Below are 20708 nucleotides of genomic sequence, written 5' to 3' on the forward strand. Positions count from 1 at the left end.
AAAAGGTAGGTAAATGATAGATAGTTCAGGCCTTACCTAAAACTGAGAAACTAACCTTTGATGAATTTGCCCAATGGAAACTAGAGGGGGAAGGTATGAACTACATGACAGGGTAATTATTAAGATCTGACAGGCTACAGGTGATCATGAAGATGTTGTCGGTTTTTTGGCACTAGAAATATCTGCTGATATCAAGCGGTTACATCTTCCCTACTTCATTCCCAAAACTGCACTTGTCAAACGACCTGAAAATGAATCCGGTTATTCACCAGATATATTGGTGGTCCATCGCCCCAATCTCGTAAATGAACCACTATGGAAAAAGCAATCTACAGTTAGTCAGGGCGCGTCAATCCCTCTAGTGATTGAGGTAGTTAGCACCAATTGGCGTGATCACTATTTCACACAACTAGATCAATACGAAGCTGTAGGCATTCCAGAATATTGGATTGTAGACCATGCTGCATTGGGAGGTAGGCGTTTTCTTGGCAATCCTAAGCAACCAGCCATCTTGATTTACTCGTTAGTTGAGGGGAAATACCAAGTTAATCAGTTTAGAGGTGACGACCGAATAGTATCACCAACTTTCCCAGAACTGTCTCTAACTACTAACCAGATTTATTTTTACCATCAGGAGTAAAAACTCCAAAGCCTTATACTAAAAGGCTTTGATCCCTTAACTAAATAAAACCCACCTTCCGTACCCTAACTGTATCCTAACTGTCACAGACAGTAGTACACGAGAACTAAGGCTCCTGCAAGGAAGAAAAGGCTTAATGAGAATAGTATGATTAAAATGGCAATAGAGTGAGAGAATAAAGTTTTGTAAACAAGATAAAAGAAAAGAAAATTTAATGATTTAAAAATTAAATTAGAACAGAAGAAGAAATGATTGGATCACAACAGGAGTTGTGGATAATTCTCTTGTGAAATCAAAGCTTCAAAAAATGGAAATTCAAAACCTAGTAGTCTGCCAAGGTAATTTTGCTAGGTTAAATGATCGGATATAAACGCTGCATTTTTTTACGTGCATCCTTGATTTTAAAACCCCAACAAACACTGGGTTTTTGTTGATTACGCTGTGACTCCCAAGTAGCAATTTCAGAAGATAATACTTCTACATTAGGAATACGTCGTTCTAAGCATTGGCCAGATAACACTGATAATTCAATTTCTACTTGATTCAACCAGGAAGCGTGTTTAGGAGTATAGTGAAACTCTAATTTCTGAATAATGCGGCATGCTTCTTGTGGAGAGAAAACTTCACATAAAACACTTGGAGTATAAATATTTAGGTTATCAACAAGTAAAGGTATCACATCAGCTTGGGGTTAATAAACATCTACTAAATCTTTTAATTGTTTAGCAAAATCAGCTTTTGTCCGACTTTGTGTAACTTCAATATGCCTCCACCCGGCTATTGGTTCAAAAAAGCCAAATAAATTTACAACATAAATTTACAACACCATTGCGTTTATACTCACAATCATAACCTTCAGGCTGATGTGGTTCTGGTGGCAAAGGAAGTCTTACTTCTTCTAATAATTGATATAGGCGTTCATCTAGGCAGAGTGTAGGTTTTTTCGGATCAGATGGCTCATTGTACAAATCTAAAACATCTTCTATTCTAAACACATACCCTGGGTTAACTTGGGGAATACACCACTGTTCTTTTAACCACGGGTTAATTTCATTTTTTTTAGAGTTTGGCGTATTGTTTCGTCTGAGATTCAATCTATGATACCAACCTTCACTAAATGCTCCGCTAATAATTTTATTGTCCAACGCACTCTTCCTTCTGGCGGATTAGAACAAGCAGCCGCAATCAAAAATGCTTCTTGTTTTTCATCTAATTTTTTGGGTTTTGATGGATGTTCCCCATCCTTTGAAGCAAACTCTAATCCACCAATCACAAACTTTTCTCTTGTCCTTTCCACCGTGGTAACATGAACTCGAACTGCGGCAGCACCGTGTCCGTTTCTCCCTCAGATGCCATTCAAAGAATGTTTGCACGGGTTATACTTCTTGCTTTGTGCTTTCCTTTTTTGAGGATTGCTTGCAGTTGTAAAACTTCCTCTTCGCTTAAATCTACAACATACTTTTTTGCCATGGTCAACCCCTTTTTTGACTAGTTTATTAATTAGAGGACATTGCCTTGGTTGACTACTAGACCATTTAGGCATAGTAGCAGGAATAATAGACGCCATAGGAGTAGTAGAAATAACCGTTGGAATTGGAGAGAAAGTAAGTCCGTGTCATGTAGTAAAAGCCATGATAATAAACTGGTTAGGATTTGTATAAAAACCCTTATATATGTTTCCCCAAGATTTTGAAATAATCCCCTGTGACCATCTAATAGGACCAGGAGTAAAACCAGAATATCTCAAGGATGATAAACTGGGGAGAGTCATGGATAAACTATTGATAAAAGGATTGGATAGAATATTTTTTATTGTCGCCTTAAAAGCAGCAAAAAAATTTGGAGTATCCCTATGAGCAGGGCGTCTAGACTTATCATAAATGGACGTATATGGGCAATATAATACCAGCTTACCAGAAGTGATATTTGAGAGTCAGAAACTAGGAAATAATCAAGAAATAGAAGAATTAGCAGTAAAATCACCAAAAGAAATAACCATCACCTACGGTTATTCTGGTGACCATAGACCGGAGTTAAAACAGTTCATCATAGAAATGATATGTTCAGGAGATGGAGACATACCAATATTTTTATAACTAGCATCGGGAAACCAAGCAGATTCACCATGCTTTGGTAAAATAGCACTAGAGTACCAAAAACAATTAAAAGTTAACTAAAAGTTAACAGTCTCATAGTAGCGGACTGGGCCTTATATACAGAATCAAATCTGAAAATGATGTCAGATTTAAGCTGGTTATGTCCAGTGCCATTAAGCGTAGAATCAGCACAATGATGAATATCAACATTACCAGAACCAGAATTGGTTGATAGTAACTTACCCGGATATAAACTAGCTTCAAAAACAGTAAATTATCCAGGAATAGAACAAAGATGGTTAGTAGTGCAAAATCAAGAAAGAAGAGAATCAGACCTGGGTAAACTCTCAGGAGAAATTACCAAGGCACAATCAAAAGCTGTGCAAGACTTGAAAAAGTTATCACCAGAAAAATTCGCTTGTGAAGCTGATGCTATCAAGGGGTTATCTAAACTATTCAAACAATTCAAATATCACCAAATTAACCAGAGTAAAGTTACTCAAATCAAATCTAAGAAAAAAGATAGTTCAGGAGAGATATCCTCTGAAATATCAGCTACAGTCTCCCAGAATAAAAGTAAAATTAATACAGAATTCCTGAGGGCAGGGCCTTTTATTTTTGGTACAAACCTTTTGGATTTAAATGAACTTACCCATGACTCCATCTTGAGTGAATATAAAGCTCAACAGTCTTGCGAGAGAGGGTTTGCTTTTCTCAAAGACCCATTATTTTTTGCAGACAGTATTTTCCTAAAAAGTCCAGAGAGAATAGAGTCCCTGGGAATGATTATGGGTTTATGTCTGCTGGTTTATACTTTAGGGCAACTCCAAATTAGAACCCCTTTGAGAGAGTCTAAATCAACAGTAAAAATCAATTGGGTAAACTAACTGACCGCCCCAGTTTACCCTGGATTTTTCCATGCGCTCAGTCTATTCATTTAGTTACAGTTAAGCAAGAAAAACACATCTGTTACTGGACTCAAGAGAGAGATTTCATTGTGAATCTTTTACCATATCATTGTTTTCCTTACTATCAATTAGTTACCTAATTTTTCTCTCTCTTAATTTAATTTCTATCACAAAATAAGCTAATGTCGTTGATTTATAGCTCTATTTTACTATGTCCATAATTTCTTTTTTTACTTCAATCTATGAGTCTAAGTTATGATTTATCTCTTGAATATCTTCATTTATCTGTTGACTCCTCTGGGCGGTGTTCTTTCTTATTGCTCCTTATTGAGAATAGCTTTTGATGCTATTTTTGGTGCCTTACTGTTTCTCCAATGCCTTCTTTTACTGCATATGTTTGTTGTTATGCTCCCTTGAATTTTTTGTCTCCGTAATTTCCCTCTGTGGCAGTTTATGTTGCGGAATGTGGGTTGAATATTTTTGTGGATATTTGAGGTTAGAATATAGAAAATATTGGAGTTGCCTACTGAGAATTTTAAATGATATTAATTTTTCCTAAGAGTAAAATAAGGTGACAAAAAAAGACATCAATGACCTGTATTGGCTCAATAGAGTTCTATGAATGTAAAGTAGCCAACCCCACATTGTATCAATTCTTAAAACTTATTCTTTAATAAATCATAGCTTATAAAAATAAAAATAATCTTGCCTTTGTTATTGTCAGTGGCTCCAAATGCAAAACATTTCACAAATGACATAGTTTCTGATTACCAATAAATAAGCTTTATTTATCAGTCGATAATAATGCATGATTAGAAAAAATTCCCTTCAGTTTCAAATTAGTAAATTCAATAGCAGCATTTATTAGTTCCTGTTGTTCTGAGGTTAAATCTAGCGCCTCTAGGGCGTGATTTAGGTCATTACCAGTATGCAAATAGTGAGCAATTTGTTTACGTTGAGCAGAATTTAAAACTGCGATAATTTCCTTGTTTCTACGCTGACGGACTGCTTGAAGTTTCTGATGTTCTTGGGGAGTTAAGTCACCCTCCGAGAAAGTAATAGTATCCTTAGTATCTTCACTATAAGAAGTGAAAATGACTTGAGATGAATTAAAAAAATTATTTGCTGATGCTACCGTAATTTCTGGTAATAAGAAAGCTACATAAACAATAAGTAGCAATGCAAACAACCGTTTTTTCAATTTAATTATCATGTTGAGAAAAGCCTAAATCAAATTCCAGATTGGGCTATAGTCAAGCCCTTATTATTTTCCTACTTATAGGAAATACCGTTTCTCTTAAATATTGATACATATCATTCCTCTTAGCCCCTATTAGTGAAGAGTTTTGAAAGATCTTATATGCTTCAAAGTTAAAGAGGATTGGTATAAACTATCTATACGTACGTGAAGAATCTTACCAATGACCAATAACCAGGCCTCACACTGTCTCTATATTGGCGGTGTGGTGAAGGAGATTATGTTTTCTCTATGACTAAATTCAGAAATGGATAATAAAGAAATATATATCAGTCATATTAGAATTACATTCTTTTATATTACCAGACTTGGGGCTATGATCAAAGTTATTACTAGAGGAGACAGTCATGAGTGAACAAGTCTTAAACAAAGAAACGATTAGTCCCGTTACCCAAGATAGCGAAATTGACTTAGAGGCGGCTTTCTCGGAATCTCATATCCAAGATATTCTTGATAAGTTAGACCAGGAGTTAGTCGGCTTAAAGTCTGTCAAGAACAAAATTAAGGAAATGGCTGCTTTGTTGCTGGTTGACCGGATTCGTAAAAGTCTCGGTTTAACTGCTGGTGCCCCTAGTTTGCACATGACTTTTTTAGGCAACCCAGGTATGGGTAAAACTACTGTAGCTATGAGAATGGCTGAAATTCTCTATCGTCTCGAATATATCCGCAAAGAGAATGTCATGTTGGTCACGCGAGATGATTTAGTTGGGCAAGGTATTGGACAAACTGCACCGAAAACTAGGGAAGTTTTAAATAATGCAATGGGGGGTGTTTTATTAGTTGATGAAGCTTATACTTTATACCGCCCAGATCATCCAGGAGATTTTGGTTTGGAAGCAATTGAAATTCTCATGCAGGTGATGGAAAATCAGCGTGATGATTTGGTTGTTATCCTTGCTGGTTATAAAACCCAAATGGAGCATTTTTTCCACAGTAATCCTGGTATGAATTCTCGTATTGGAATTCATATTGAATTTAATGATTATAGTGTTGATAATTTGTTAATTATTGCTCAATCTATAGTCAGAACTCAAAACTATTGTTTTAGCCCAGATGCGGAACAGGCCTTCCGAGAGTATTTAATTAGACGGAAGACTATGCCCCATTTTGCTAATGCTCGTAGTGTCCGGAATGCTATAGATAGAGCGCGTTTGCGTCAAGCTAGTCGTTTATTGAATAGTGGCAAGAAAATAAATAAGCAAGACTTAATTACTATCGAAGCAGTAGATATTCTTGCTAGTCGAGTATTTAGGGAAGGTGTTCCTGACTGCGAACCGGAAAGCTGATTTGGGACTGGGGACTGGGGACTGGGGATTGGGGATTGGGGATTAGGGGAATTGAGTAAACATCTTCCTGTCATCATCGTGCCTATATGCCTGTTTCCTATTCCCTTCTTACTGTCACCTGTCACTTATCACTTATTCCCTAATCTGAGTTTTTCATTCTGTTGATTTCTTTTTGCAATTCTTCAATTTGTTTACGTAATTTTTCCGCTTCATTTTCCTGTGTTTCAACTTTGACATTGACTGCTCTGGTAGTGGGTGTTTGCTGATAGTTTCCTTGGCGAACTTGCTGATATTCTTCTGATACTGCCCAAGAGCGTAAATAATGCAAGCGTTCTACAGGGAGTGGATGGGTAAGCATCATTCCTTGAGCGCCATTGTACATGAGAAATTTATATACTTGATTGAGTCCATCATCATCCAGTGCTTGATATTTTTCTGACTGTTGAATAAATTCTTGTAAACTACATTCGTTGGCATATTTGTTACTACCGCCAGAGATTTTCATCATGGATGACATAACTGGGTCTAGGTCATCCATGACTAACAATGCGGCGCGATCTCCGGATAATTCGGCTTTACGTCGCCATTCAAAAAAGGCATAAATCAAAGCTTGACTGACGAAATCACCTAAAGCGAAGGTTAATTCACCAATGACGGAAGCGGCACTCATTGCCCACATCGCGATTTGAATTAAAATAGTATGACCACATTTAATATGCCCCAGTTCATGGGCAAGCACTGCCCGAATTTCGGCTTCATTGAGTAAGTCAAGTATCCCTGTGTTTAGGACTATGTAGGGATTTTCTTGCCCCAATGCATAGCTATTGGCTTGGGGGTTGTGTGAGATAAATAGTGTTGGTTCAGGGTAAATGTCCAAATCTCGCACACATTCCCGAAATATTTGGTAAATAGTGGAATATTGACGCGGTCCTACTTGGATGGTGTTGCCCATTAAATAGACTAATTGAGGGCGTTCATAGACAAATTCCACGAATTTACGAGCGATTAAATCAAATCCCGACAAACTTCGTAAGGCTTGCTCAGCTTGACGATCTAGTGGATGCCTAAAGGCTTCGCTGGAAATTCCTGTGTAGGTTGGCATAATTTAGGGAAGTTGGTAAATGGTGGTTGGGGATTGGGGACTGGTGACTGGTAATACAGGAGAAAGTTTACCAATTACCCATTACCAATCATCAATGACTAATGACAACATAATATAAATGGGGCAGTTTGGAAAAAGTCACTTGTTATGGGATGAAAAGCGTGTGATTGAGGCAGAAGTTCATTTATCACTACATAACTTCCTGCGATCGCAGGCGGGTTTTCCTTCCTGGCCCCATCACTTAACGATGGCACGGTTGGTAGCACGCGCTTTGCGCTTGGGACGTAGTGCCTTAATTCAAGTAGGTGCTGTTTGTGGCTATCAAGGGCGATATCGCACAAGTTTTATCGCATCCTCCTTGATGTGGCATGGCCCTGTAATTATTGTGGCCTCAGAAGTTGTGCAGCAGCGGTTGCTGAAAATAGAAATTCCCCGTCTACAGCAATGGTTACAAGCTAACAAACCCATCAGAACAGGTGAAGTTTGGCCTGGTACTGATTTCCAAGGGTTGTTGTTGACATCCCCAGAAGCTTGGCTAAAAGGTCAGTTGGCTGATAATGATAGTTTTCCCCCAAATATTCCCACAATTATTGATGGAGTTGATGATTTGGAAGATTGGGTGCGTCATCAGCTAACACAAGAGATTCAATCCCATGATTGGGATCAACTGATGCTTGCTTGTCCCTACGAAGCTAATGTAATTCGTGAAGCTAGGGTACAACTGACACATGAGTTATTCCAACATCCTGAAAATCCATACCACTGTTATCTACTGTCCCAGCCAGAAACAGAAATCTTACAAAATTTGTTTTTAGCCTTAGACTCAGATAGCTTCCCAGATATTTGGAAACACTTAAGGCAACAATTCCAAAGCCTGGTTGACAATCCGTCTTCTTCTGCCTCTCCTCCCCTTTTCTGGGCTACTATTGCCCGTCGTCAAGGCTTATTTTCTTTACATTACGCCCCACTGGAATTAGCTAAAGCACTCACACCAATTTGGCAGCGGCAACCTGTAGTATTAATTGGCAGCGCCTTAGAACCAGAAACGGAAGCTCCTCTGTTCCGTCAACGTTTGGGGTTTAAGGATGTAACTTGCTTAAAGTTTTCTACTGATAGTCAAGGGGAAGCAATTCAACTTTATGCACCCTATAAGTTACCTCTACCGAATACACCAGAATTTCAAGGAGCATTTATTCACCAAGTCCGCACCTTGGTTTGTTTAAGTGCGACAGCACCAGGAATGACTTTAGTGTTAGTGGGAGATGTACCTCTCAAATCCAGAGTAGCAGCAATTTTGGCTTCGGAGTTTGGTTCGCGCGTGCAGGTGGAAAAAACTTGTTTGGATGAAAATGGTATTTTGGTTACTGGTTGGGAATATTGGCGAGCACATCAAACTGTTTTACCCGCTCCCCGATTGTTAATTATTGCAACTCTACCTTTGCCATCTTTAGAAAATCCTTTGGTCGCTGGTAGAGTAGCTCATTACAAGCGAGCACACCAAGATTGGTTCAGGTTATACTTATTACCCACTGCATTGAATGAATTGCAAAGAGCGATCGCACCACTCCGCGAAAATCAAGGTATCGTAGCTTTACTCGATAGTCGCGTCGTAAATCGCAGCTACGGCGTTCAAATTCTCACTGCCCTTAGCCCTCTAGCACGCTTGAACTATCTTGATCCCAGCTTGTTTTCTCCACCAAATGACGAAAATTCAAATAGGGAATAGGTAATTCGTAATTCCTCATAGTGCCTCTAGTTCCGCTAGGGATACGTAATTCTTAATTTTCTGCATTATTAATTTTGTGCTCTCCTGCCCATCTGTGCTACCTCCTTGCCTTCTTCATCCTCTCCACAATATCCATGATTCCTGCGAACATATATTTAAGAACCTAAACCGAAATTTCAATTACTGGTTGATTATGGGTGAAGCAAAACGTCGTAAAAGCACACTGGGAGAACAATATGGTGAAGACACTCGTATCTTACCTTGGGTTCCCATCACAAAATCTCAAGCTGAACTGTTTGTGAGTTTAACAACTCGCGGAGCTTGGATCGGTATTGGCCTTATGTTTGCCGCGTGGGTGACAATTCGTTTTATCGGTCCAGCTTTTGGTTGGTGGCAAGTAGTTGATTGAACAAAGGTCTAGGATAGGGGTGTATGGAGGTAATAATTTTTCCCCATCTCCCCATTTCCCTATCTTCCCAGCCTGTACGATTGAATATCTCGAAACAAAACAATTGCCTAAATGGGTACAAAGGTATCCTCAGTTTATATATCTTCAATATGAAGTATCATAGGTTTGGGCTTTTATCAAATTAAGTTTCAGTAGAAATAGCTTATTTAATACATCACTATTGAACTCTATTTTCAGTATTCAGCTCTAAGTAGCCTATTTACAATACAATTTAAACACTTACTTAAATCACAAATAGGATAAGATATTCCTTTATTGCTTTCAATCTACTTTTACGAGCAAGAATAAATTCAGTAGAATAGATTTAGCAAGAAAAAGATGAAAAGTTACGCTAGAGTAAATAAATAGTGCAAATTGGCTTAAATACTACCTATAAAAGGGTAATATGGAACATTTTCCTAGTTGACTACCATGAAATTTAAGTTACGCTGAAAGCTGACTGCCTTAAGCAAGTAGGGAAATCGAGCTAAACATCTAAAGACAATGTTAACTTTAGTCGTTTTATCTGAGATTTATATCTTGCAAATTGAATAGTTTGATACGACAGGGACAATTGTTATTCACTACCCTAAGCAAGGTAGCCAATGACATACTAAACCTTACGCTAGAAATTGTAATGAATAGTTTACAATACCAAAGGATAGAAAAATCTAAAGAAAATATAAAAGAGACTCAAATGACTGTGGTGTCTGGAGGAAAAAAGTGTTTTTGAGACTGGCACATCAACATAGACAATTTGTTCAAGACTTGGTAATGAACCTACAAGCCTTGGCAATAGTATTAGAGCGCAACGGCTACCCAGCTTCTTGCTATACCTGTGGCGACCAAATGAATAGTGCTTCATTTATGGTCAGCTTAGGAGACAACCATCTAATTCGCTTTTTGGTATCAGACTACGGAATTACCTGGACTGAAATGCGAGATGAGCGGGAATTAATGAAATTAGAAGGTGCAGAAGCAATCCACCAACTACAAGAACTCGCTAATCTTGTCAAGCAATCTATACAAAGTCCTACAGGTCATAAAACCCTTATTAAAAAGTGTTAAATTGCCCAAGAGCGATTTGTGTAAGTGTTGTGTTGCGCGATAGTAAATATGGCTTTATCGGTAATGGTGAATAGGTAATAGGTTTACTACCTATTCACCATTACTGGAAATAGACCATCTTGATACTGTTTTATCCAGTGTTTTTCAGCGTCTGTTAAAATCTGATGAGCAAGAATTAACACCTGTACTCAGAAGATATAATATGACTCAAGCAAAAGTAAACCAACCAAAACTACCACCAACCAGCGCCATTAATAAAGTGACGACGGCTGAATTTGACAATTGGTTTGAATATCCTATGAGAGTGCAGCCTCATCATACAGATTATGCAGGAATAGCTTGGCACGGTACTTATTTAACTTGGTTGGAAGAAGCCCGGGTAGAATATTTACGCTCTATAGGCATTGAATTTGCTGATTTAGTAGCTTTAGGTTGTGACTTACCTGTTGTAGAATTATTAGTACGTTATCATCGGTCACTTAAATTAGGAATGATAGCGCTGATCAAAACCCGAATGCTGGAAGTAACTGGTGTCCATATTAACTGGGATTATAAAATTGTTTCCACTGATGAACAAGAATTATATGTTACTGCACAGATAACACTAGTGGCATTAGACAGGGAAAGAGGTAAAATTATGCCTCAATTACCTCCTGCGGTTAAAGATGCACTGGCTAAAACTTCCACATCATATAAGTAATCAATTAGAAATTGACCGTTAAAAACTTAACTTATTTTCGTGAAGCAGGATTAATTACGCACAGGTGTTTGCGAAAATTTTTGAGTAATCTCAGAGATTTTATGCAAAATATCCTGAGGTGTAATGCCAAAACCAAAGTATAATAAAACCACTATCGCTGCAAAAGTAACAGCAGTTTTGATAGTGGTTTTTACTAATTTCCAAAGTATGAGAAATATTATCCAAGCGACTATTAAAGTAATTATCATCGTACCAGAATCTTAACAATGATTCTTTTTAATAAAACGCTACCAATTATAGTTGCAAATAACAATATAATTCCTTGTATTAATACAATCTTAATACTATTCTAAAAATAGTTTCACTTAGACTCAATAATAATTTTTGAGGTTTAGATTTTGAGGAACTAGTTTTCGAGGAAAAAGAAAAACCGTAATTACTTTATGAGAAATTGACTTCATAAAATATTATTTTAACTAAACCAAGTCAAGAAAAAATAATGTTTAACAATCGAGAAATGCCTAAGTTTTCTTCCAATCAATTAATCATACATGTATTGAAATAAGACGGCAGAATACAAGACGCTTATGACGCTCTAAATCAAATAGAAGATAGTGCTCATACAACAAAAAATCGTATCCCCTGAATACTTCGGGGGAAGAACTTATTCAGGTACCCATAAGCAACCAAAAGGATTGAAAGCAGATTTTTCGTCACAAATAGTCGCCAAACAGGGAATATTACCAACCTTAGAAATGCGGTCACGAATATATTCAAAAAAGCTAATTCCCAACTTATGAGTAGTAGGAACAAGAGAGATAAAAGTATCCCAACCCTGAGTCCCTTCGAGAGTCTGAGTGGCATCACTAATATTACCTCGCTGCACCATAGTTCTAGCACCTAACTCAGCCGGGTTATTGTGCAAAGGTAATTCAGGATGCTCTAAAACATAAAGCAACTCAGAAATTTTGACCAGAGTTAATGGTTTTCGCTCATCCAATTGTTGATAACCACTGTCAGTGTGGAACAACTTCCAAAACTTATACCGGAGTTTATCTGCCGTTTGCTGATTGGGAGAATCTTGATCAGGGAGTAAGTCTCGGTAGTAATTGCAGAAATCATCCAGGAATTTATCTAAAACCTTTTGGTGACAAGCAATAAACGCACTTAACTTCTTATAATTTCTTCCTTCATCTACCCAACACCAAACGATATTATCAGTCAGTAACTTCAATTGAGGAGCATCATTACAGACCAGAGTTTACACCACTGGCCAATCAGTTTGTTGATGATAGAAAGCAATAGCTGCTGCTTCCATAATCCGAGTCCGTTGTTGTGAACCCAGTTTAGGCAGATGTATATCCAGTAGGGTATAAAACTCTACCTCACTCAACACAGTTTCTTAAGGTAATACTTGGAGAGCATTTTTCCATTTAGTTGGTAGTTGAAAATGCTCGAGCAAGTCAATATTCTCTAGGAACTCTAACAACTTGCCTTGGGTCATGTTGCCCCCATAGTACAAGCTGATAATCAAGGTTTTTATTCCTAGACCGAATTCTCCCTCATAACCCCAAGGAGGTTCTGCCAAATAGGTTTTTCCTTCTCATGGTGAGTAGTATTTCTCTTTCCGGAATAGTACGTTATTGGTTGCCAGGATGATGTCTTGGATGATTACTTCTTCATACCCTTTGAACTGCGCCTCTGCTGGCAGTAATTCTTGGGGATATTCTATTATTTCTTCTCTGTCTATTTTAATCCCAGCCTTCTTACTGCCTTTGTTGTCCTTTTTTGGGGTTTGTCGCTCTTTCTCCGATGAGTGATTACTTGTGAAGCCTTTTTTATTCTTGGCTTTTATCTCTGGCTGACCCTTTTCTCCCTTCAATCGGTTGTTTTCATCTGTTAACCCTTAATTTTCTGCCCGTAATTCTTTTACTTCTGATTCTTACTGCTCTCTTAGATTCAGTCATATCTCTACTTTCTGACCTATGGATTCCTCTACAATTCCTTTTCGCTCAATGCTTTGGAGCAACTCTGTTTGTGATAAGTCTTTTGCTAAAATTTTTTGCCTCATGTCTCATATTTTATAACGCCCTGTGTCCCACCCTCAACTTTTTCCTTTTTTTCTCTTACCCCTACTTATTGCGCCGATACTTATTTACAGAAGCAGATAGGTCGACGATTTCCGAGAAAAGAGCAGAAGCATTCGAGAAAATAGAGTTTAACTTAAAAAATAAACCATTTAAAACTTTACGTGGCAATTATCAATTAGAAATAATTGTTCGAAAAGTTTGTATTGAAACTTGGTTTTTAGGAAATAGAAATCTTCTCCCTAGAAATAGACAAGTCAATAAAATATTGAGTAAATACATTGAATATTTTCATTTAAGACTGAGTGATACTGAAGATTTAGCTAATGGATTGGAACAAAACGAAGGCAATACAAAGGAAATTCTTGGATATAAAACCAAAGCTTTATTTCACGAAGGATATCTGAGAGAGATTTTTAAAGAACGTAATTTATCCTATAGTAAATCTAGACAAAAAGAAGTACCAGAGGAATCTTAATTTGACCAATTATTAGCCAGAATTCAAGAAAATGTATACTATTTGTATAGTTTTCAAGATTTTATAGAGTCTTGTGCAAAAATTAATATCCAAGGAAAATAAATGAAACATAATCCTATACCGCACCGAGTATTAGGAGTATAGGACTATCTTGATTGTTAGCCTAGAGAAATTATCTGTGGCTGAATTACTAATTTTTCTGTAGCCGTGAAAACCTCTTGTCTAGCCCATTGATCTGCTGCCAAAATGTCACTTAAAGAAGGATTACGTGTGTTATCACGTTGATGGTGATCGCACACCAATTCAATACACCGAGCAATATCCAAATAGCTAATTTTCTCTTCTAGAAATAGCGCCACAGCTTGCTCATTAGCAGCATTTAAAACTCCAGGCATAGAACCGCCAGCCCTACCCGCAGCATAAGCCAATCCCATACAAGGATATTTTTGATGATCCGGTTCATGGAAAGTTAAATCACCAGATTTAACCAAGTTCAATCTTTCCCAGTTAGTGTAAACTCGCTCCGGCCAAGATAAAGCATAAAGCAAAGGTAAACGCATATCTGGCCAACCAAGTTGAGCTAAAATAGAAGTGTCTTGTAACTCAATCAAAGAATGAATAATACTTTGAGGATGAATAACAATTTCAATATCATCATAATCCACCCCAAACAGATAATGAGCCTCAATAACTTCCAAACCCTTATTCATCAAAGTTGCTGAATCAACAGTGATTTTTCGTCCCATGGACCAATTAGGATGTTTCAGAGCATCAGCAACTTTTACTTCAGGCAACTTTTCCACAGGCCAATCACGGAAAGCACCACCAGAAGCAGTAAGTAATATCTTCCTTAAACCACCTTTAGGAACACCTTGGAGACATTGAAAAATCGCCGAATGTTCAGAATCTGCTGGTAATAGTTTCACACCATATTTTTCCACCAGAGGTAAAACCACAGGAGCGCCAGCAATGAGAGTTTCTTTGTTTGCTAAAGCAATATCCTTACCTGCTTCAATAGCAGCGATAGTGGGAAGTAAACCCGCACAACCAACAATACCAGTAACAACCGTTTCAACATCACCATAACGAGCCACTTCTATCACACCCTCTTCACCAGCCAGTAAAATAGGTTGGGGGTTGACATGCTTAATTGCTTCCCGAAGTTCTGGTAACTTATCAGCAGCAGAAATAGCCACAATTTGGGGACGAAACTGGCGAATTTGCGCCGCGAACAACTCCACATTCCGCCCAGCAGCCAGTCCAACTATACGAAACTTATCTGGATGCTCAGAAACGATGTCTAAAGTCTGAGTACCAATAGAGCCGGTAGAACCAAGAAGAGTAATAGCTTTCACAATGATTTAACAATTTACACTTACTCTTAACTATAAATTGTTGAGGACTCACTCTGAACGTCAGTTGCTAGTTAAGTGACAGGGAATAAGTGACAGGAGGTAAGAGATTTTGAATTTTGAATTTTGAATGCTAACTAATTTCCTGACATTTTAAGCACATAATTGATTTCACGTTCCTTAATTTTGCTACAGGAACCCGGACGTTTATAAACACAAGTTCCTAGCCTACATTGCTGCAAAGAATAATTTGGATATGTAGATGGTAGAGGAGAATTACCAACAACATAATTAAAACCTGAATTGGCAACTGCAAAGTCTATTTGTGTATCAACTTGATATATAGGTACATCACGGTGAAAATAAGTATAACCTCCTGATAAGGCCCAATTAACACCCCAAAGTCCAAGACCGCATACATTTTCTTCTGTACTTAAACTTTGCAAGACTACGAGATTATTAGCAGTAGCATAGAGATGTGTCATTTCCCAATTCGTGCCAAAAGTGGAAAAGCTTAAAGGAGCATAAATATTAAATCTACTCAAGAGAGCAATAGAAGTTGAACTCCAAAGATAAATAGAGAGTAATATTGCTATTATCCTGATGTGCAGTGAAGACCATCTACCAGAAGATCTTAAAACTAACTCACCTGTGCCTATTCCTGCTAATATAAACAACATTGGTAATGCTGGATAAATAAAACGATATTCCTTATGAGCCAAGAAACTGTGAGACAAGATAATAATTAAGGCTAACCATCCCAAAATAGGAATACGACGAAAACCTATAATAGTAAGAATAATAATAGGTATGGATAGCCACGACCAACTTTTGAACAAAAAAATAAAATATTCATACCAAGGAGAAACACCATATAGTTTACTTCTACCTTCAACAATATTTACCCAAATATTCAACCAGAAAGATTGAAAAGGATAAGACCAAGTGAAAGCATCCACAGTACCAAACAATAATACGGGAGCTATAATACCTGCTATCATTGGCAACCATTTTTGCTGCCAACCTCGTTTACAAATGTAAACTACTGCAAAAATTATAGCTGGTATGAGATGAATTCTTAATGCTAAAGATATTCCTAACAAAGATCCTGATAAAAATAGGCGATTTCTAGTGATAGAATCTTTTTGCACTCCTAAGTAAATTCCAGGTAAGAGGACATGAGTAGCTACAACTTCGGTAAAAGCTTTGGGTGAAAAATAGATCAACTCAAACCATATAGTACAAATAGCGGCACAAATAAGGGCTGTAATTGTTCCTCCTATTTTTTTTCCCCAAACATAAGCAACTAAGATATTACTCAGGGAAAGTAGAGACAAAAAGATATTAACTCCTATTAAATATCCAGTAGAACCTTCTCCCATCGATGCTGTAAGGTGCATAACACCTGCTAAAATTCCTGGTAATACCCAAGAACGAATACCATCTCTAAATTCCCATGTGACGATACCATTACCGAAAACTAGTCTATGTGCAGGTTCTAGGGATTGAAAAATTTCATCTGCCCAAAATATATTGGGAAACTTTAAAGCCATGCCAACACGCAGTATTAATGCAATAATAATCAGGATGCCTAATAATAGGTGGTCTGGTTTAAACAGGCGGTTCATCTATTGTTATGGAGAGATAATATCCTATATATAATATGATAATCTGACAAGTTTTAACTTCAGCATTCAGCCATCAGCCATCAGCAGTAATATTTTTCAGAGTAACGGGAAAAATACATATTTGATGATTAACTAATTTCTCAAACATTCTGACTCCTGAATTCTTACGGTAATTTTTAAATTGCAATAATTAAATTTAGGTATTTATATAGTAAATTCCTCAACTTCTACAGACTACCATCATCAGGTGAAATCAATTTAAAACCGTTAGATTCTCCTATAATTTTACTTTGATTTAAATTAATTTTCTCCCAAGCTTCATTATCGACCAACAAATAATATTTATTAGACAACATTTCCTGTAAAGCTGAAATAGGAACAGCAATAACTCTACAATCACTATAAAAATCTAAACTAGGACGACTATAAGTAAAAGAAGTATAGATTTTCATTCCCGCTGGAATTTTTTGACGAATTAATGCAGCTACTGGTTTAACTGGGAAAGCTTCATTTAATTCCCAAATCCAATATTTTGAACTCATTAGTAGCGATAAAACTAAATATATTCCCGCAAATAAAACAGGGATAAAGTTACGATTTTCCTCGATAACTAACCATGCAGCAATACCCATACTTATTGCTAAAATAATACTCAGAGTAATTAATACAGGTTGTGGGTCAGTAACAATAAAGTAAATACAAATTCCTAAACCAGCAACAGTTAAGATAGCAAGAAATCCTCCCCAAAGTCTTACTTTAAATTTCCTTTCCTGCCAAATTTCGCTCAAGTTAACACCAATTGCTAAAGCTAAAAATGGATATATAGGCATTACATACCAGGGGAGTTTTGTATTCATAAATGAGATAGTCCCGAAGTAAATAACTGTGCTGATAAGAATCAGACAACCCCACGTAGTGTGGCGTCTCTTCCAAGCTAAATATAACCCTCCTGGCAAAAATAATAACCAGGGAAAACCATATTTAAGTATTTCTATTAAATAGAACCAAGCAGGTTCGCTATGACCTTCGACAGATTCTACCAGTCGTGCTAAAGTTTGTGCTTGCAAATTTATTTGTAAAAAGTTCTCTCGATAATGTTCCCATTGGGCAATATACCAAGCAATAGGTAAAGCATTTCCTAATAATATTCCTATCCATAAATATAAATTATTTAATAAATAAAACTGTCTATTGACTAATATAAATAAACCAGTAATTCCTCCCAACAGCAAAACAATCATACCTTTCGTAAGAGTAATTAATCCTAAACTAAATCCGATCCCTAAAGCATAAATACTTTGCTGACGGGATTTTAAAATACAAAATAATAACAATAAAAAAAATGTAATTACTGCACCATCTAACATTGCTAGTCTGCCATGACGGACTATAGGTAACATAGTCATGTAAACCAAACCAGTAAATAATGCTGGTAAACTTTGGTTAAAAACTAAATTTCCTACTGAGTAAAGTAAAGGCACACCTAAGGCAGTTAATACTGCACTTGGTAAGCGTGTTGTCCATTCATTTACACCTCCTAATGAATAAGTAAAAGCAATTAACCAATGGATTAAAGGTGGTTTATTATGATATGGTTCACCTCCTAAAGTTGGATAAAGCCAAACCATTTTATCAACCGGATTACGCCAAATCTCGCGGGCAACTTGAGCTACAGTCCCTTCATCCCAATCTCGTAAGGGAGAGTTTCCTAAAAATATCAGCCACAAGAATAAAGATGTAATTAATAACCCTAATGAGCAGTATTTGTTATTCATATTGAGAATTTGATTAATGGCAGAAAATTCATGATACTTGTCAAGTTTTCCAACGTTTTTAGTTCTGGTATATCGGGTTTTATTTCTTCGGCTATAATTAATCATTTTTCAGCTAATCTTGGTTGAAAGTTATATAAATGAACAAAGGCTAAATATGTCCATAGGTAATAATTTCGACTATCATATTTAGTTAATTCTGTTAAATTCTGGATTAATTCTGGTGCTTTGCATTGTAAAACTTGTGATAAAACCAGAGTATAACGCTAATTGAGGTTGTTTGATTCATTTTGCAGGTAATAGTTAGCTGGAATTTCAACTTGCTTTAAATAGTCTTGAGTAGGATCATGTTGATTGAAATTATTTACCTGCCCAAATATATTTTCTAATATACCATTTTGTAGTTCTGGTGCTAATTGTGAGATGCGGGAAACTAAGTGTAAAGGTGGTAATTTTTCTATGTTTCCTTTATCTGTAAAATTTACAGTCAAATCTTGGATGTTTGAAGGTTTAATTTGGTGATTTGTTCTATCTAAACAGAAAGCAGAAAGTTGATATTTTCTTAAAGCTAGTGTTTCGGTTATAAATGTAGATAAATGCTCAATTACTCTAAGAGTTTCTTAGGGATCACATTTAAAAGCACAGTATAGACTTCCCAGTGTGATTGCATGATCATACAACAGTAAAAATTGCTGATTGTGCCATCTTAATACTAATAAACCATTTTGTAGATCATCCCATTTATCGGTGACTTATGAAGTAACAGGATTATTTTTTCTGTGATTAATTCATTGGCAATTTTCACGACTGTTAAGCTAACTTCAGGATCAAGAATATCTAATTTCTAAATTACTATATTGAGATTCTTACGATGATATAATCGCAAGTTATTATTATTTGGTAATTCCCACTTAGGTTGTAATTTTCAGTCAGGAGAAGATTCGACCGAAGATTTTAATTTGCGTTTAAATTCTCCTTCTTCTCCTGCTTGTTCTGGTTCGTTATCTCTTGTGATATAGCAGGAAAACTACTGTAAATCTTGGTCGATATGCGCTAATTCTGTGGTTAATCTTCTACCATGTACGCGAAAGTCTGCTAATTTACCGTAATAATCTAAAGTAGATTCGTTGATCTGCTGTGTAGAAACCGGAATTATCCCCAAAGTTAACCTTCAATAGGGAGTTGTTTGCTTAATTTCATCTATTAATTGAGAAAGGGGATATTTTTTAGCGTCATCATTGGACAAATGTCTTTGTTACCATGCTTGTATTAACGGTAAAGTAAACACGTTATTCAATAAAACTATGACGCTGAATCCTAAATTTGCTAATCTCAGTCTATCAAAGCTGAGATTTTCTATTAGATGGAACAAATAAGCTAAAATAAAACTGATGATGGGAAAAACAGGAAGAATATATCTAATATCTTTATTTGTACCCAAAGTACAAAGTATGTAACTGCTGAATAGGTAAGTTAATAACCAAGGTAAATTAATAAACAGATTAAACCAGAGTTTCCCAAACTATTATATTTAATTGCATCTTGATAAAAGTTATATTTATTTACATAAACTAGTAAACTGGCTAAATTCACACATAATAAATATTGGTAAACCCACAGTTTCTGGTACAAATGGCGGATAAAGTAACCATCGAGTAATGGGTGTTACAGAAGGATCTCCTTCCCTTTTTCTAAAACTGTTAGCGTGTAAAGCTGAAGTGATAATTATTAACGAGTTGACACTATAGCAAGAACTACAAATTAACCAGGCAGAAATTAAAGATAAACCTGACTGAGTTAGTTTAATAGATTTTCGGTTTGTGACAAAGGTAATTAATGTCCAGATACCAGGAATTAAAATAAAAATAAATCCTGTGGGTCTAGCCAAGATGATCAACCCTATTCCTAGTCCCAATATAAAAGTCAATCTCTATGAGATAAAACTGGTGTAACTATTTCTCCAAATGATTAAAATACTAAATATGGAAATCACGATTGCTCTTAAAGCATAATCTAATAAATAATCTGTTCTGACAATTCCCAATATAGGAGATACTAGCCACAAAATGCTGGTAGTTATAGCTATTTTGCGATTTTCAAATAAATATTTTCCTAAATGATATATAGATAATATAATTATTGCTGAATATAATAAATTA

22 protein-coding genes and 2 pseudogenes are annotated in these 20708 nt (G+C 36.4%); 8 read left to right on the top strand and 16 right to left on the bottom strand.

The window, feature by feature from the left end; all coding sequences use genetic code 11:
- Positions 1 to 20: 20 nt before the first annotated feature.
- A pseudogene (locus tag AAZO_RS03095) lies at positions 21 to 640 on the top strand (Uma2 family endonuclease).
- 352 nt (positions 641 to 992) lie between these two features.
- Here AAZO_RS03095 and AAZO_RS28485 read toward each other — a convergent pair.
- From AAZO_RS28485 to AAZO_RS28495, 3 genes are all read right to left on the bottom strand, one after another.
- Complete coding sequence (locus tag AAZO_RS28485) at positions 993 to 1319, bottom strand: transposase (protein WP_081462681.1); 327 nt, start codon at positions 1317 to 1319, stop codon at positions 993 to 995.
- 106 nt (positions 1320 to 1425) lie between these two features.
- Entirely contained in the window at positions 1426 to 1785 is a 360-nt protein-coding gene (locus AAZO_RS28490; protein ID WP_187289590.1) for a hypothetical protein, read from the bottom strand.
- On the bottom strand, positions 1731 to 1937 hold the full coding sequence (locus AAZO_RS28495; RefSeq protein WP_081462683.1) for a helix-turn-helix domain-containing protein: 207 nt from the start codon (positions 1935 to 1937) through the stop codon (positions 1731 to 1733). Before AAZO_RS28495 ends, AAZO_RS28490 begins: the two co-directional genes overlap by 55 nt.
- 244 nt (positions 1938 to 2181) lie before the next feature.
- Here AAZO_RS28495 and AAZO_RS43285 point away from each other — a divergent pair.
- Positions 2182 to 3784, top strand: a pseudogene (locus AAZO_RS43285) (IS1634 family transposase).
- 644 nt (positions 3785 to 4428) lie between these two features.
- On the opposite strand, the gene AAZO_RS03115 reads toward AAZO_RS43285, so the two are convergent.
- Positions 4429 to 4824, bottom strand: a complete 396-nt coding sequence (locus AAZO_RS03115) for a hypothetical protein (protein WP_228371467.1) — start codon at positions 4822 to 4824, stop codon at positions 4429 to 4431.
- Positions 4825 to 5249: 425 nt separating this feature from the next.
- Between AAZO_RS03115 and AAZO_RS03120 the strand changes: the two genes are divergently transcribed.
- A complete protein-coding gene (locus tag AAZO_RS03120) occupies positions 5250 to 6188 on the top strand; it encodes an AAA family ATPase (RefSeq protein ID WP_013190127.1) in 939 nt (312 codons plus the stop codon).
- A gap of 139 nt (positions 6189 to 6327) precedes the next feature.
- Here the strand turns inward: AAZO_RS03120 and AAZO_RS03125 are convergent, their stop codons facing one another.
- A complete protein-coding gene (locus AAZO_RS03125) occupies positions 6328 to 7290 on the bottom strand; it encodes a M48 family metalloprotease (RefSeq protein WP_013190128.1) in 963 nt (320 codons plus the stop codon).
- A 163-nt stretch (positions 7291 to 7453) separates the two neighbouring features.
- Here AAZO_RS03125 and AAZO_RS03130 point away from each other — a divergent pair, with 163 nt between their 5' ends.
- The 4 genes from AAZO_RS03130 (at position 7454) to AAZO_RS03145 (ending at position 11232) form a co-directional block, all read left to right on the top strand.
- Positions 7454 to 9016 carry a helicase C-terminal domain-containing protein gene (locus tag AAZO_RS03130; protein WP_013190129.1) on the top strand — a complete coding sequence of 521 codons (1563 nt, stop codon included), beginning with the start codon at positions 7454 to 7456 and terminating at the stop codon, positions 9014 to 9016.
- 193 nt (positions 9017 to 9209) lie between these two features.
- On the top strand, positions 9210 to 9425 hold the full coding sequence (locus AAZO_RS03135; protein ID WP_013190130.1) for a DUF2839 domain-containing protein: 216 nt from the start codon (positions 9210 to 9212) through the stop codon (positions 9423 to 9425).
- A gap of 762 nt (positions 9426 to 10187) precedes the next feature.
- On the top strand, positions 10188 to 10532 hold the full coding sequence (locus AAZO_RS03140; protein ID WP_013190131.1) for a DUF1815 family protein: 345 nt from the start codon (positions 10188 to 10190) through the stop codon (positions 10530 to 10532).
- A gap of 202 nt (positions 10533 to 10734) precedes the next feature.
- Positions 10735 to 11232: an acyl-CoA thioesterase gene (locus tag AAZO_RS03145; RefSeq protein ID WP_013190132.1), complete on the top strand. Its 498-nt coding sequence runs from the start codon at positions 10735 to 10737 to the stop codon at positions 11230 to 11232.
- Positions 11233 to 11282: 50 nt separating this feature from the next.
- On the opposite strand, the gene AAZO_RS36560 is transcribed toward AAZO_RS03145, so the two are convergent.
- The 5 genes from AAZO_RS36560 to AAZO_RS36570 all read right to left on the bottom strand — a co-directional run bounded on the left by AAZO_RS36560 (position 11283) and on the right by AAZO_RS36570 (position 13114).
- Positions 11283 to 11480, bottom strand: a complete 198-nt coding sequence (locus AAZO_RS36560; protein WP_013190133.1) for a hypothetical protein — start codon at positions 11478 to 11480, stop codon at positions 11283 to 11285.
- Positions 11481 to 11896: 416 nt separating this feature from the next.
- Positions 11897 to 12466, bottom strand: coding sequence for a hypothetical protein (locus tag AAZO_RS28500; protein WP_228371468.1), 570 nt, complete (start codon positions 12464 to 12466; stop codon positions 11897 to 11899).
- Positions 12467 to 12493: 27 nt separating this feature from the next.
- On the bottom strand, positions 12494 to 12628 hold the full coding sequence (locus AAZO_RS40850) for a hypothetical protein (RefSeq protein ID WP_266887901.1): 135 nt from the start codon (positions 12626 to 12628) through the stop codon (positions 12494 to 12496).
- 6 nt (positions 12629 to 12634) lie between these two features.
- Positions 12635 to 12820, bottom strand: a complete 186-nt coding sequence (locus AAZO_RS36565; RefSeq protein WP_041639414.1) for a hypothetical protein — start codon at positions 12818 to 12820, stop codon at positions 12635 to 12637.
- Between the two features lie 15 nt (positions 12821 to 12835).
- Positions 12836 to 13114, bottom strand: coding sequence for a hypothetical protein (locus AAZO_RS36570; protein WP_081462684.1), 279 nt, complete (start codon positions 13112 to 13114; stop codon positions 12836 to 12838).
- 257 nt (positions 13115 to 13371) lie between these two features.
- Here AAZO_RS36570 and AAZO_RS03170 point away from each other — a divergent pair, with 257 nt between their 5' ends.
- The gene (locus AAZO_RS03170; RefSeq protein ID WP_041639415.1) at positions 13372 to 13797 is read left to right on the top strand and encodes a hypothetical protein; all 426 of its coding nucleotides are present in this window, start codon (positions 13372 to 13374) and stop codon (positions 13795 to 13797) included.
- Positions 13798 to 13955: 158 nt separating this feature from the next.
- On the opposite strand, the gene dxr is transcribed toward AAZO_RS03170, so the two are convergent.
- The 6 genes from dxr to AAZO_RS36580 form a co-directional block, all read right to left on the bottom strand.
- The gene (gene dxr, locus AAZO_RS03175) at positions 13956 to 15152 is read right to left on the bottom strand and encodes a 1-deoxy-D-xylulose-5-phosphate reductoisomerase (protein WP_013190135.1); all 1197 of its coding nucleotides are present in this window, start codon (positions 15150 to 15152) and stop codon (positions 13956 to 13958) included.
- 134 nt (positions 15153 to 15286) lie between these two features.
- Positions 15287 to 16777: a glycosyltransferase family protein gene (locus tag AAZO_RS03180; protein ID WP_013190136.1), complete on the bottom strand. Its 1491-nt coding sequence runs from the start codon at positions 16775 to 16777 to the stop codon at positions 15287 to 15289.
- A 227-nt stretch (positions 16778 to 17004) separates the two neighbouring features.
- The gene (locus tag AAZO_RS03185; protein WP_013190137.1) at positions 17005 to 18552 is read right to left on the bottom strand and encodes an ArnT family glycosyltransferase; all 1548 of its coding nucleotides are present in this window, start codon (positions 18550 to 18552) and stop codon (positions 17005 to 17007) included.
- A 263-nt stretch (positions 18553 to 18815) separates the two neighbouring features.
- Positions 18816 to 19040: a hypothetical protein gene (locus AAZO_RS36575; protein WP_228371469.1), complete on the bottom strand. Its 225-nt coding sequence runs from the start codon at positions 19038 to 19040 to the stop codon at positions 18816 to 18818.
- A 536-nt stretch (positions 19041 to 19576) separates the two neighbouring features.
- On the bottom strand, positions 19577 to 19711 hold the full coding sequence (locus AAZO_RS40855) for a hypothetical protein (protein ID WP_266887911.1): 135 nt from the start codon (positions 19709 to 19711) through the stop codon (positions 19577 to 19579).
- A 396-nt stretch (positions 19712 to 20107) separates the two neighbouring features.
- Positions 20108 to 20476 (bottom strand): hypothetical protein, encoded by a 369-nt coding sequence (locus AAZO_RS36580; protein ID WP_228371470.1) that lies wholly within the window; start codon positions 20474 to 20476, stop codon positions 20108 to 20110.
- Between the last annotated feature and the right edge of the window lie 232 nt (positions 20477 to 20708).

The organism is 'Nostoc azollae' 0708, from assembly GCF_000196515.1.
Taxonomy (GTDB): domain Bacteria; phylum Cyanobacteriota; class Cyanobacteriia; order Cyanobacteriales; family Nostocaceae; genus Trichormus_B; species Trichormus_B azollae.

Excerpts from the sequence above, each read along its gene's own strand:
- AAZO_RS03120 (WP_013190127.1), top strand. The coding sequence starts at position 5,250 with ATGAGTGAACAAGTCTTAAACAAAGAAACGATTAGTCCCGTTACCCAA.
- AAZO_RS03125 (WP_013190128.1), bottom strand. The coding sequence starts at position 7,290 with ATGCCAACCTACACAGGAATTTCCAGCGAAGCCTTTAGGCATCCACTA.
- AAZO_RS03135 (WP_013190130.1), top strand. The coding sequence starts at position 9,210 with ATGGGTGAAGCAAAACGTCGTAAAAGCACACTGGGAGAACAATATGGT.
- AAZO_RS03145 (WP_013190132.1), top strand. The coding sequence starts at position 10,735 with ATGACTCAAGCAAAAGTAAACCAACCAAAACTACCACCAACCAGCGCC.
- AAZO_RS36560 (WP_013190133.1), bottom strand. The coding sequence starts at position 11,480 with ATGATAATTACTTTAATAGTCGCTTGGATAATATTTCTCATACTTTGG.
- AAZO_RS03180 (WP_013190136.1), bottom strand. The coding sequence starts at position 16,777 with ATGAACCGCCTGTTTAAACCAGACCACCTATTATTAGGCATCCTGATT.
- AAZO_RS03185 (WP_013190137.1), bottom strand. The coding sequence starts at position 18,552 with ATGAATAACAAATACTGCTCATTAGGGTTATTAATTACATCTTTATTC.